This is a genomic window from Ochrobactrum sp. SFR4 (genome assembly GCF_019730395.1).
Lineage (GTDB): Bacteria > Pseudomonadota > Alphaproteobacteria > Rhizobiales > Rhizobiaceae > Pseudochrobactrum.
This window is the reverse complement of sequence record NZ_JAAPBB010000003.1, coordinates 366,006-378,244: the sequence shown is the minus strand read 5'-3', so window position 1 is coordinate 378,244 and position 12,239 is coordinate 366,006. Positions and strand designations below refer to the sequence as shown.

At 50.7% G+C, this 12,239-nt stretch carries 13 protein-coding genes and 1 pseudogene; 9 read left to right on the top strand and 5 right to left on the bottom strand.

What is annotated here, in order from left to right; all coding sequences use genetic code 11:
* Both HBA93_RS05890 and HBA93_RS05885 read left to right on the top strand, forming a co-directional pair.
* A pseudogene (locus HBA93_RS05890) lies at positions 1-220 on the top strand (SLC13 family permease); the annotation flags it as partial.
* Between the two features lie 144 nt (positions 221-364).
* Positions 365-1,549 carry a glycerate kinase family protein gene (locus HBA93_RS05885; protein WP_221722633.1) on the top strand — a complete coding sequence of 395 codons (1,185 nt, stop codon included), beginning with the start codon at positions 365-367 and terminating at the stop codon, positions 1,547-1,549.
* 118 nt (positions 1,550-1,667) lie between these two features.
* Here the strand turns inward: HBA93_RS05885 and HBA93_RS05880 are convergent, their stop codons facing one another.
* Positions 1,668-3,113 (bottom strand): S8 family serine peptidase, encoded by a 1,446-nt coding sequence (locus HBA93_RS05880; RefSeq protein WP_221722632.1) that lies wholly within the window; start codon positions 3,111-3,113, stop codon positions 1,668-1,670.
* A 102-nt stretch (positions 3,114-3,215) separates the two neighbouring features.
* Between HBA93_RS05880 and HBA93_RS05875 the strand changes: the two genes are divergently transcribed.
* The 3 genes from HBA93_RS05875 to HBA93_RS05865 all read left to right on the top strand — a co-directional run bounded on the left by HBA93_RS05875 (position 3,216) and on the right by HBA93_RS05865 (position 5,143).
* Entirely contained in the window at positions 3,216-3,758 is a 543-nt protein-coding gene (locus tag HBA93_RS05875) for an RNA polymerase sigma factor (RefSeq protein WP_022711802.1), read from the top strand.
* On the top strand, positions 3,755-4,579 hold the full coding sequence (locus HBA93_RS05870) for an anti-sigma factor family protein (RefSeq protein WP_221722631.1): 825 nt from the start codon (positions 3,755-3,757) through the stop codon (positions 4,577-4,579). The genes HBA93_RS05875 and HBA93_RS05870 overlap by 4 nt, the downstream gene beginning before the upstream one ends.
* 93 nt (positions 4,580-4,672) lie before the next feature.
* Entirely contained in the window at positions 4,673-5,143 is a 471-nt protein-coding gene (locus HBA93_RS05865) for a PliI family lysozyme inhibitor of I-type lysozyme (protein ID WP_121992474.1), read from the top strand.
* A gap of 8 nt (positions 5,144-5,151) precedes the next feature.
* Here HBA93_RS05865 and HBA93_RS05860 read toward each other — a convergent pair whose 3' ends face one another.
* The gene (locus HBA93_RS05860) at positions 5,152-5,574 is read right to left on the bottom strand and encodes a LysR family transcriptional regulator (RefSeq protein ID WP_286201764.1); all 423 of its coding nucleotides are present in this window, start codon (positions 5,572-5,574) and stop codon (positions 5,152-5,154) included.
* 258 nt (positions 5,575-5,832) lie between these two features.
* On the opposite strand from HBA93_RS05860, the gene HBA93_RS05855 reads away from it, so the two are divergent.
* Positions 5,833-6,474 carry a hydrolase gene (locus HBA93_RS05855; RefSeq protein WP_221722629.1) on the top strand — a complete coding sequence of 214 codons (642 nt, stop codon included), beginning with the start codon at positions 5,833-5,835 and terminating at the stop codon, positions 6,472-6,474.
* Positions 6,475-6,708: 234 nt separating this feature from the next.
* Here HBA93_RS05855 and HBA93_RS05850 read toward each other — a convergent pair whose 3' ends face one another.
* The gene (locus HBA93_RS05850) at positions 6,709-7,470 is read right to left on the bottom strand and encodes an SIMPL domain-containing protein (protein ID WP_122095020.1); all 762 of its coding nucleotides are present in this window, start codon (positions 7,468-7,470) and stop codon (positions 6,709-6,711) included.
* Between the two features lie 83 nt (positions 7,471-7,553).
* On the bottom strand, positions 7,554-7,988 hold the full coding sequence (locus HBA93_RS05845) for an NUDIX hydrolase (RefSeq protein ID WP_221722628.1): 435 nt from the start codon (positions 7,986-7,988) through the stop codon (positions 7,554-7,556).
* Positions 7,989-8,430: 442 nt separating this feature from the next.
* On the opposite strand from HBA93_RS05845, the gene HBA93_RS05840 reads away from it, so the two are divergent.
* The 3 genes from HBA93_RS05840 (at position 8,431) to HBA93_RS05830 (ending at position 10,812) form a co-directional block, all read left to right on the top strand.
* Positions 8,431-9,222, top strand: a complete 792-nt coding sequence (locus HBA93_RS05840) for an amino acid ABC transporter substrate-binding protein (RefSeq protein WP_221722627.1) — start codon at positions 8,431-8,433, stop codon at positions 9,220-9,222.
* Positions 9,223-9,355: 133 nt separating this feature from the next.
* Complete coding sequence (locus tag HBA93_RS05835; RefSeq protein WP_121992480.1) at positions 9,356-10,036, top strand: amino acid ABC transporter permease; 681 nt, start codon at positions 9,356-9,358, stop codon at positions 10,034-10,036.
* Positions 10,036-10,812: an amino acid ABC transporter ATP-binding protein gene (locus HBA93_RS05830; RefSeq protein WP_122095042.1), complete on the top strand. Its 777-nt coding sequence runs from the start codon at positions 10,036-10,038 to the stop codon at positions 10,810-10,812. The genes HBA93_RS05835 and HBA93_RS05830 overlap by 1 nt, the downstream gene beginning before the upstream one ends.
* 183 nt (positions 10,813-10,995) lie before the next feature.
* On the opposite strand, the gene HBA93_RS05825 is transcribed toward HBA93_RS05830, so the two are convergent.
* Complete coding sequence (locus HBA93_RS05825; RefSeq protein WP_502910050.1) at positions 10,996-11,964, bottom strand: RgsD C-terminal domain-containing protein; 969 nt, start codon at positions 11,962-11,964, stop codon at positions 10,996-10,998.
* Positions 11,965-12,239: the final 275 nt, after the last annotated feature.

The following is a 12,239-nucleotide window of genomic DNA, read 5'->3' as shown; positions in this document are numbered from 1 at the left end:
AGTCACGCCGCTTATTCTTGTGGTTACACTGGCCAGCGGATTTTGCCAGACACTGCTGGTTTCCGCAAAGCCTGTCACATTGTTCGGCACAGCCGATCCGCAACCTTTCAACCAGCGGGACTTGCTGCGGCTGGCACTCTGGCTGATCGTGCCATTCATTGCCTTGCTGATGATATTCGCCTTGCTGATATGGCCGATACAGGGTATGAGCCTGAAATAATTCAAAGAGTTACATAGCCCCGATGAAAATCGGGGCTTTTTTTATGTTTTTTGAAAATAAATAAAATTTTGCGGAATAAACCGCATCAGCCGCCGTTCTTCCCTTGCAATTCAATTGTCACAATTTGCAAAGGAAACTGTCACAATGTCTATCACTGTTCTGGTTGCCCCATCAGGTTTCAAAGAAAGCCTGTCCGCGGATGAAGCTGCAGATGCGATTGAGAAAGGCATTCGACGGGCTGTGCCGAATGCACATATTATTAAAGCGCCGATGGCAGACGGCGGCGAAGGTTTTACCAAAGCGCTGATTAATGCCACGCAAGGTACATTGCATGAGGTGATGGTGACCGGTCCGGTCGGTCAGCCGGTGCAGGCACATTTCGGATTTCTGGGCACACGCGGTGCCAATGGTGACGCCAAGCGCACGGCCGTTCTGGAAATGGCCTCGGCCGCAGGGCTGAGCCTCGTGCCCCGTGACCAGCGCAACCCATGCCTGACCACCAGTTATGGTGTGGGCGAATTGGTCAAAGCCGCACTGGATGCCGGTGCCGAGCGCATTCTGCTGGGCTGCGGTGACAGCGGTATTAATGACGGCGGTGCAGGTATGGCGCAGGCGCTCGGCATTAAACTGCTCGACAGTACAGGGCGCGTGCTTGATGCCGGTGGCGCTGCTCTCGGAAAACTTGCCGCAATTGATATCAGTAATCGCGATCCGCGTCTTGAAACTGTGCAGATTGATGCGGCTGTGAACTGGCATAATATGTTGCTGGGAGAGCGTGGTGTGGCTCGTGTTTTTGGCCCGCAGAAAGGCGCTACGCCGGAGCAGGTGGAAATACTGGCACATGCTATGGAAAATTATGCGCATCACATCGGTCTGGCGACCGGTATAGATGTCGGTTCTGCGCAAGGGGCAGGGGCCTCCGGCGGCTTGGGTGCTGCTGTGCTGGGTCTGCTCTGCGGCAAGCTGCATCCGCGTTATGAGATCGTTATGCAATATCTCGATCTTGACCGTTATCTGACGGATGCTGATCTGGTGATTACTGCCGAAGGCAGTCTGGACGGGCAGACACCATTCGGTAAAGTCCCTGCAGAAGTGGCCTTACGCGCCAAAAAACGCGGTACTCCGGTGATCGCGCTGGCGGGTACAATCGGGAAGGGCGTACGCCTCAATCTTGATCACGGTATTGATGCTTTTGCATCTATCCTGAGCCGCCCCTGCTCACTGGAGGATGCGATTGATGCCGCCCCTAAATTATTGGCACATGCCTCGGAAGATGCCGTACGCATGGTGATGATCGGTATGATGATGAACCATCGGATGGCTGCCTGAACAAAACAAGCGCCTTAATTATAAGCCCTGAAACATCAGTTTCAGGGCTTAATTTTTATCAGAGCATAATTTTAAAGCGTTAGAGTGACCTTTGTGCGCCAATGGGGCGCACGGCGCTCTAGCTGCTACAAAGAGACTGCGCATTAATCAGCCCCCAGCCGAAGACAGGGTCATGACCTGGTTTTCCCATATCTTTGGCCTGACGGCTTAGCTCTTCCGCAATCTGCCGGTTATCCAGATCGGGCTTTTCAGCTTTCAGCCTTGCTGCTGCGGCAGTGACAAATGGTGCTGCAAAAGATGTGCCGGTCTTTTGCCGTGCGCCGGATACGGAGGCTGCTGTCCAGACGCCGACACCCGGTGCGGCCAGATCAATATGCTCGCCACGCACAGCGCGTCTGTACGGATTGCCGTTGCGGTCAACCGCTGTTACCGCAATCACATTCTGATAGGCGGCAGGATAAACCGGTTTGGCATGAGGACCTTCATTACCCGCAGCTGCAACCAGTGTAATTTTACGCTGTGCCGCCGCCTCAACGGCCTTTTGCAGCAATAAATTATCCGGTCCTGAAAGGCTCATATTGATGAGCGGCACCTGTTTTGCCGCCAGAAGATCAATTGCGCGGATCAGGTCATAGGTTGTGGCACGGTTATTATCGCCTTTGGTGCCGTGAAACACATCCACTGCAATCAGTTCTGCCTGCGGAAGTAAGCCCGGTGCACGGCTGTTTTCAGCCCCGACAAGCAGAGCAGCAACGGCTGTACCATGCTGTGTGCCTGATTGCGGCAGTTCATCATCGCTGAGGCGGATGATTTCCAGACGCGCCTGTTTGAGCGATTCATGATCGGGATTAACAGCCGTATCAATCAGACCGATCTTTGGAAGGGTGGTGCAGGTTGCTGCACCGGCTTGCGGCTGATCCCAGCCGATCAGATCACGCATCAGCGTGCAGTCTGTGCCGTTGCAAGCTGCGGGAGCCGGTTTTGTTTCTGTTTCCGGAGCGGTTGTCTGTTCCGGCTGGTAATAATGGTTGAAATCAACCACCGCATCCGGCACGAGTGCGGATACTCGCTGGCGTGCAGTTTGCAATGACATTTTTGCAGGTATTTGCAGGCGCGTGAGCTGTGCTCCTGTCAGGCGCATTTCCACTCTGTCAGCCACAGAGAAACCCTGTTGCTGCAATTGTGCAATATTCTCATCGCTGAGACCGAGTGCCACAAGCCTGCGGGGCTCGTAAACAGGTGCCGCCTGCTGACGTTTTTTTGCCGTGCTGCGGGTTCTGGGCGTCTGTATCTGGCGGCGGTTGTCCAGATAGTCCATCAGCGTCTGCGGCCCGCGAAAGCGTTTGCCGCCGTCACTGCCGGAGCGCCCGCTATTGCCAGCACCCCCGTCATCACCACTGCCACCATCATCGCCGTCATCATCATCTGCATAAGCGGCACTGACGACAGAGAACTCAGCGGAAAGCATCAGCGACGGAGCAGTTGTTACAATACCCGTCGCAACAAATAAAAGACTGGCAGAGCGGAGAAGCCTGCCGGTATGTCTGTATAGACAATTTAACATTGATCTGTTCCAGTTTTCTGTTGATGGGCTTGATCGTAAGATTGCCCAAATGCAGAACGTATGGCTCGGTGTTTTATTCGATTTTTCGGACAGAATCCTCTTATGACAGATGACGGACTAAGTTTTTCACAGCGTTTAATAGGTTTTTTACCGAATTTACGCCGTTTTGCTATCGCTTTGTGCCGCTCCCGCGAGTTAGCGGACGATCTGGTGCAGGCTGCCTGTGAAAAAGCACTGGCTGCAGAGCACAGTTTTCAGCCCGGCACGCGCTTTGATGCATGGATGTTCCGCATCCTGCGCAATATCTGGATTGATACATTACGCAGGCAGAAAACTGCCGGTATCAGCGATGATATTGCCAATCATGAAGATATCAGCACACCATCAGGTGAAGATGCGGCTATTGCCCGTATGACCCTGCAAAATGTGTCGGAAGCAATCGGGCATTTGCCTGACGAGCAGCGCGAGGTGCTGCTTATGGTCTGCGTGGAAGAGCTTTCCTATAAAGAAACTGCGGAGCTGCTTGAGATACCGATAGGTACTGTGATGAGCAGACTGGCGAGAGCACGGAAAAATCTTGCTGAACGAACGGGAATAGACAAGGATCCCATGCGTTTATCCCCTGTGAAAGGCGGTAATCAATGACACAATCCCAACCGCATAAAGATTTCAGCGATGAAGAGCTGATGGCCTTTGCCGATGGCGAGCTGGATGAACAGACAACGGCGCGCATTGAAGCAGCTATGGAGCATGACGATGCCCTGATTGCACGTGTTGCACTGTTTATGGAAACCCGCGTTGCAGCACAGGACGCTTTGCGGCCGATGCTGGATGAGCCTGTGCCGGATGTATTAATGGCCGCCGTACAGGGCATGGTTGCACGCCATGAACAGGAAAAGCAGCAGAAAACTGTTGAGGTGGCAGAGCCGGTTTCAGCGGATGCAGAGCGCGAGAATGTCATTGTTCCGTTTCGTGCAAAGCCGCTTAAACCGCTTTTTGCAGCCAACTGGCCGGCAGCCGCTGCAGCTGTTTTGCTGGCCGCGGTTACCGGTTTCAGCGGTTATTTCATGGGGCAGAGCGGCTTGCAAAATACGCAACCTGAAGGCGCAGGGCTTGCTTCGCTCACAGCATCTGCCGTGCAGCTGCAATTGCACAAGTCTGCTTCCGGTGAGACTGTCAATCTGGCTGAACAGAATGCCTCAATGCAGGTGATTGCCAGTTTCCGTGACGGGGAAAATCATCTCTGCCGTGAGTTTCGTCTGAACAATGCGGGACAGTCCGGCTATGTGGCTGTGTCTTGTCTTGAGCAGGAGGATTGGAAATTGCGTTTTGCGCTGGCTTCACAACAGGATACGCAAAATTATATCCCTGCCTCAGCACAGGAAACTGTCGATATTTATTTACAGTCAATTCAGGCCGGTGCACCGCTGTCTGCAGAAGAGGAAAGGGCGGCGCTCAAACAGTGACGCTTTGTAGATTTGCATCACAGGAAAGTCTAATTGTGGGGGCATCGTTGGAAAATTCATTGAGTGATTTTTCAAAGAGATCCGGGAAAAACAATGCAATACTCAAAGCAGATTTTAGCCACAGCATTGATCTCAACACTGTTGATTGCGCCTGCATCCGCCAGAAATGCCGTTATGATACCACTGCCTGATAAACGGATTGCAGTGATTTCAGAAGGCGATCTGGAACCGGCATCTATCGGCAGTTATACTGTTGCGCTTTACAAGGATGATGGGCTGATTGACTATCTCGGTGGTGGAATCTTTGCACGTGACGGTGCTGTTTTTGACGATAATGGTAAGCCGCGTGTCAGTTTCGCGGATATAACCGGCGACGGCAATCCTGAAATGATTGTCGCCAAACTAACCGCAGGTTCCGGTAATTATCTGGATGTAGATGTGCTGAAGCTCGGCGATGCTACAGTTGAGCGGGTGCTGAATTTTGCGAGTGACACCAAAAAAGATCTGCTGATTGAAGCCAAGCGCGCCTATGGTCAGCAGGATCAGAACCTGAAGAAACAATAAGACAGCTTTTATTGGTTAGGCAGGCTCAGCACCTTTGACAAATAACTGACAAAGGCACGAATATTGGGTGCCCGCGCTTTGGTTGCAGGGTAAACAGCATGAATTACCGGTTCATAGAGCCGGTAATCGGGACGTATTTGTATCAGCTGTCCCGTTTTTATATCATCACCAACAGCCCAGAGCGGCAATGATGCGATATCCAGACCACCTATTGCTGCTTCAGAATTTTCGAGCACAACAAGACATTGCCGGTAATATTCCGCTCCGACCTCTGTGAGTGCAAAACGGCGGCTTGATCTGTAAATGAGGGTTGCCTGCAGAAAATCTTCCAGATTGGCAATGTGCCTGCTTAAGGTCGATTTTTGCAAACCCGTTATCCGTGCCGCAGCAGCATAGCCGCCATGCAATACCACTTGGACAAAAGTGAACAAGTCGTTCAGGTTTTGCATCGTTGCAAATACAGAATGCTGCGTTTCATTGCTTAAGACTTTTCTAATATAATGCCCGATGTTACTATTCACGGCACTGTTGTTTTTCAGAAAACAACAGTCGGCATATTGCGTTATCCGTAAGTAAATATCGTCTTATCTGATTGAAATAAAATCAGAATTTTTCATAGATCGAGGCTTTTATGCTTACGGATCGTGACGATACGGAATTGTTTTCCCTGTGTTGGAGGAGACTATGCAATGACAAGCGAACCCATTCGTGACCCTGTAAAAGACAGGCTGCTCAGCCCGAAAAACTCAGCCTTTATCATCATTGATTATCAACCTGTGCAGGTGAACTCCATTGCCTCCATGGACAGGCAATTGCTCATCAATCATATCGTTGGCGCATCCAGAGCTGCACGCGTTTATGATTTGCCGGTTATTCATTCGACCGTGAATGTAAAAACCGGTCTCAATAAGCCTCCTATTCCGCAAATCCGCAAGGTGCTTGAAGGGATTCCGACGATTGACCGTACCACGATCAATTCCTGGGAAGATGTCGAGTTCCGTAAGGCGGTAGAGCAGGCCGGACGCAAAAAACTGATTATGACGGCGCTCTGGACAGAGGCCTGCCTGACATTTCCGGCGATTGATGCGCTTGCTGAAGGCTATGAAGTCTATGTCGTGGCCGATGCCGTTGGCGGCACTTCGGTGCAGGCGCATGAAGCTGCATTGCGGCGTATAGAACAGGCGGGCGGTAAGATGATCAGCGTGGTGCAGCTGTTCTGCGAATTGCAGCGCGACTGGCAACGCAAGGAAACAGTTCCGCAATTTATGGATCTGTTTATCCAGACCGGCGGTACCGCCGGTATCCAGTTCTCCTACGACAAAGCCGAATAAGCTTTGTTTTCATAGAGCACCGGACATCACAGGAACATCAGCACAAACATCATAATGAAGGGCCGCATATTCAGTTTTTCCATGAAAACAGGACGTAAAATGTGGAAAATACAGAGTTTGCCTATTTTCTTGATCATGTGCAGTGACGCGGCGCGATTTTCTTCCGCAACTCCCCGCCGCATAATAAAAAACCCTGCCGCAAGGGCAGGGTTCTGATTATTCCATGACCGGTTCTTATTGTGTGATTTCGAATTTCACGGTCACATTTACATTGTAGCTGTTTTCACCGGCTGACATAGGCACTGAATCAGCCGAGGGTTCTGCAGCCATTGCTATCATCTTGGTGCGTGCCATCGGCATCGGGCGCGGATTGTTGCTATATTCAGTGATTTCAAGCACGCGACCGAGCTTTGCACCGGCAGTTTCTGTCAGGGTTTTTGCCTTTTCCATGGCATTCTCCATGGCTTTTTTACGGGCATCCATCAGGACTTTTGACGGATCATCATTGACGAAGCGCAGGCCGCCGCTCTGGTTGACGCCGAGATCAATGGACTTATCCAGCAGGTCGCCGACTTTATCGAGATCACGCACACGCACGGTCAGACCGTTGGTTACGTTATAGCCGATGATTTTTGGTGCTTTCAGGCCGTTTTTGTCGCTCGGATAGGTGTAGGTCGGCTGAATATTCACGCCGGAAGTCTGCAAATCGCGGTCTTCAATACCGGCTTCTTTCATGGCAGCCAGTACCTGAGACATTGCCTTATTATTGCTGGTCATGGCTTCGCGGGCAGTTTTAGCTTCGCGCAATACGGTCAGGTCGAGAATAGCCATATCCGGAGCGGTCTGAACTTCACCTTCACCGGTGATGACAATAAATGCCTGCTGTTTTTCTGACACATTTTTCTCCTGTGCAAAGGCCGGTTGCGAAAGCGCACTGGCAAAAGAAACCGCAAGAAATGCTGAAGCGAAAAGGGCGGCTGTTTTACGATGTGTCATAGTTTCTCCTGATGATGAAATCGGTTTAAATGCTATATTTCAACGAATTACGGATGTTTTTAGGCTAAAAGCAGGCAATCTGGTTATCGTTTTGCGACAGGTATAAATTTCTTGCATAACGGCAGTAAATAATTCTCTGTCAAAGGTGCCAGCGGCAGTTCCACTTTTTGCAGCGGGTCAACCCAGACAATTTCCTCAATTTCTGCAGCCTTGGCGACCGGCTGGGTGAGAGCAATGCGAAATATCTCAGCTTCAACCGTAAAGCCCGGTTCATTCGCAGCCGGAGCCGAGAAAGCTCCCAGATAATGCGCCTGATCCTGATTAACAGTCAGCCCCAGTTCTTCACTTAGTTCGCGTTGTAGTGCCGCGACCGGTGTTTCTCCGTTTTCAATCTTGCCGCCTGCCTGCATGAATGCGGTCGTGCCCGCCTTACGTACCAGCAAGATCCGGTTGTCCGGAGCCATCAGAATTGCAGCAGCAATACGGATACGGTTTGTCGGGGTAGTTTCTGCGGACATGAGAAAAATTCCTGAGGGCAGTATTAAAAGGAACTTCAGACAAGTGACAGCTTCTTATAGCGACGCAAATATGAAGCCTGGATGAATGATTTTCTGCAATATAGTCTGATTTGAGCAAAAATCTTCGTCCTTCAGGCAACAAAACACCGGTTCATGCATTATTCAGAAAATTAGAGGGGAGAATAAGCGTTTCTGTAGAATGTGTTTTTTCATTCTTAGGGCTTGAAGATTTTGACTGGCATAAAATTCTACAATGAGACAAAATTAGGAATTTATTTTTGCATAATAAATTGCAGGACGTGGAATTATATCTGTGATGCTTCGAGTGGCCGTGACATCTTATTCGCAACACGGACTGCAGCACCGCAGCTCCGGACGGAAGGTTTTTTATAATATGAAATAACCTTTTCAGTGAAAAGGTGCGTTTAAAAGGACAAGGTATATGAGCTGGTTTAAGTCTATTCTTGCAGTTGGTGTGTTGCAGACAGCCGTTCTGGCTTCGGGCGTTATGACCAGCCAGTCTTTCGCTGATGCTGCTCTGGACCGCATCAAAGCGGAAGGCGTTCTGAAGATTGGTACAGAAGGCACTTACGCGCCGTTCACCTATCATGACAAAGACGGCAAGCTGGTCGGTTTTGACGTTGAAATCGGTCAGGAAATTGCCAAGCGCCTTGGCGTTGAAGCCAAATTCCTTGAAGGCAAATGGGATGGCCTGATCGCCGGTCTCGATGCCAACCGCTATGATGCAGTGATCAATCAGGTTGGCATCACGCCGGAACGCCAGAAAAAATACAATTTCTCCGAGCCTTATATCGCTTCAAAAGCCGTGCTGATTGTTAAAACCGGTAATACGGATATCAAAAAATTTGAAGATCTGAAGGGTCGTAAAGCCGCACAGTCGCTGAGCAGCAATTACGGTAAAATTGCTCGTGAATATGGTGCGGAAATCGTTGCCAATGACGGCTTTGACCAGTCGGTTCAGCTGGTTCTGAGCGGCCGTGCAGAAGCAACAGTGAATGCCAGCCTGTCTTTCCTCGACTTCAAAAAGCAGAAGCCTGATGTGCCGCTGGAAGTCGCTGCCGAACTTGAAAATGCTGATCGCTCCGGCGTGTTGCTGCGCAAAGGCGAGGAAGATTTGCTTGCTGAAGTCAATAAAGCGCTTGAGCAGATCAAAAGCGACGGCACTTATGCCAAAATCTCCGAAAAATATTTCGGAGCAGACGTCTCTAAATAAGTTTTCCTCCCGGAACTTTGATACCGGCGATATATTATCGCCGGTTTTCCGTTGCGCAGGCAGCGGGGCAGCAACCATTTTCAACCTCAGCAATTCCGTCTGAGGGGAAACAATTATGACGGGGACGCATTCAATGTCTGACGTTTTATCACTTATGCTTGAATCTTTGGGGCCGCTGTTGTGGGCGGCTCTGATATTCACTATTCCACTGACATTATTGTCATTTTTTTTCGGTACAACGCTCGGGCTTTTTGTAGCTCTCATAAGGCTGTTTGCACCGCGTCCTATAGCAGCAATTGTCAATTTTTATGTCTGGCTGATCCGTGGCACGCCGCTGTTGGTACAGCTCTTCCTGATATTTTATGGCTTGCCGAGCCTCGGCGTCACACTGGATGCATTTCCGGCTGCTCTGATCGGCTTTACACTGAGCATCGGCGCTTATTCCTCTGAAATTTTCCGCGGTGTGATTGTCGCGGTGCCGAAAGGACAGTGGGAAGCGGCCTATGCAACGGGAATGAGCTGGGGGCAGGCAATGCGCCGAACGATCCTGCCGCAAGCTGCACCCAATGCCGTGCCGCCACTGTCCAACAGCTTTATTTCTCTGGTCAAGGACACATCTCTGGCCGCCGCAATTACCGTGCCTGAAATGTTTCAGGTGGCGCAGCGTATCGTTGCCGTTACCTATGAGCCGTTGATCCTTTATGTGGAAGCCGCGCTCCTTTATCTGGCACTCAGCTCTGTGCTGTCTTATCTGCAAACCCGTCTGGAAGCACGTCTGAAGCGTTATGGCGGCTTTCTGGAGGTCCGTTCATGATGATCGAACTCAAAAATATCGTAAAAAAATTCGGCAACCATACCGTGCTCGACAATATCTCCCTGTCGATTGCCGAGGGCAGTGTGACAGCCTTTATCGGGCCGTCCGGTGCCGGTAAAAGCACGCTGCTGCGCTGTCTCAATCTGCTGGAAGTGCCTACTTCCGGTGATATTGAAATTGCGGGTGACAGACTGAGTTTTTCTCCTGACCGCAAAGTCAGCCAGAAAGAAATTCACCTGATCCGCCGTCATTCCGGCATGGTCTTTCAGAATTTTCAGCTGTTTCCGCATCGCACAGTCACCGAGAACATCACTGAAGGTCTGATTACAGTTCAGAAATGGCCGAAGGAGAAGGCGAGGGAGCGGGCAAAACAGCTGCTTGAAAAGGTCGGCCTGTCGCAGAAGGCCGATGCATGGCCTGCAACCCTCTCCGGTGGTCAGCAACAGCGTGTCGCCATCGCCCGTGCACTGGCTCCGTCGCCTAAAATTCTGCTCTGCGACGAGCCGACTTCGGCACTTGATCCGGAATTGTCCGGCGAGGTGGTCGATGTGCTGGCGCAGCTGGCCAAAGAAGGCACTACAATGATTATGGTGACTCACGATTTGCGGCTGGCATCGAGAATTGCGGAGGATGTATTGTTTATCGATAATGGTGTGATTGTTGAGCGCGGTACCGCGCAGGCCATCTTCCGTTCACCTAAGGAAGACCGTACACGCCGCTTCGTGAATACACTGACCCATGAAGGTCAGGGATTCAGTCAGGGCGCGGGTATTTGATTGAACTTGCTACATTAACAAATTTAATCAACATATTGATATAAATAAAAATCCTGCAATCACATGATTGCAGGATTTTTTATTACTGTTTGAAATCAGTTTTAAACTGACTTTAATGTTCTGTCTCTTTGTTTCTACGCATTTCCTGACGTCGGATCGGTTCCCCTATTTGCCGGAAATGCTTTAATCAACCTGATCGCTGTCGACTTCATTCTCTGCTTTGGCAAATACGTCGACATCTTCGTTTTTACCGGATTCCACGGTAAATTCACGCTGATAGAGGCGATCTTTGTTTTTGGCCACAGCGATATAATCACCGGCAGCCAGCACCAGCGACGCATAAGCGCTCACGCTTTCAAAAACGATATCGCCATTGGTGTTGACGATATTCCATGATGTATCGGCAAGTGCTTCACCGCCGACATCGCGCAGCAATTTCAGGGTGACTTCCGCCGCATTATGCTCAACGGTTGCCTCGGTCAGTTTGCCGGCGCTGACCACAATCTCGGCGCGGATTGTGGCATTGGCATTGCCGTAGCTGGAAACCACGTGATAGGTGCCGCTATTCAGGCGCACCACCGTGTCCGGCTTGATATTCGGTACGATCAGTGAACGTTCGTTGCCTTCATCATCATTCTCATAAATAGAAAAACGCAGGAACTTATCAGAAATTTCCTTGCCGTCCGGCAGTTTGGCGCTGAGCTTCAGACCGCCTGCATCAAGGATCAGCTTTTCATGGCGGCTGGCATTGCGCACGGTAATACGCTTGGTTGCTCCGGCGCGGCCAAAGCTGACATGGACGAGATAGCTGCCTTCCGGCAGTGAAAAGCTGGCAGTTCCGCCCGTTGCTGTTGCAATCAGCGGCAGTTTGTCTTCATCATTCGGCTCCGGTGAGAATACACGCCATACCAGCCCCTGGCTCAGGGCAGGGCCGTCCGGTGTCAGCTGCGCTTCCAGCAGCAACTCATTCTGATTGACCAGCGGTGAATTCTGCGGGCTGCGGGGATCTGCATAAGGTGTGATGCCTGCTGCCGGAGCTGCAGGCGACATAATTGCACCGGTCGGCGGTGTGTTGTCCGGCGTACCGCCTTCCGGTACTGAAATTTTAGGTAATTGCAGCTTGTCGAATTGCGCGCCCGGCACAACGCGCATGGAAAAACCGTCCTGCGGTTGAGGCAGTGCCTGAGCTAAGGCTGAATCACTGATAATCAGACCCGTCGAAACCAATGCAAAAGCGCAGAGATTGCGGCATTGTTTTACACGCCGTGTGTTATTGGCTGATAAGTTTCTGGCGTGCAGAACAGGGCTGAATTTCATAAGCCGGTACTCATTTGAATTTCAAAGTCTCAAGTCTTTATTGTTTGACCGCAGTGTAAAGGCATTTTCAAGGCTGCGCCCAGCAAAATATCGCCCGTTTGCATTATAAA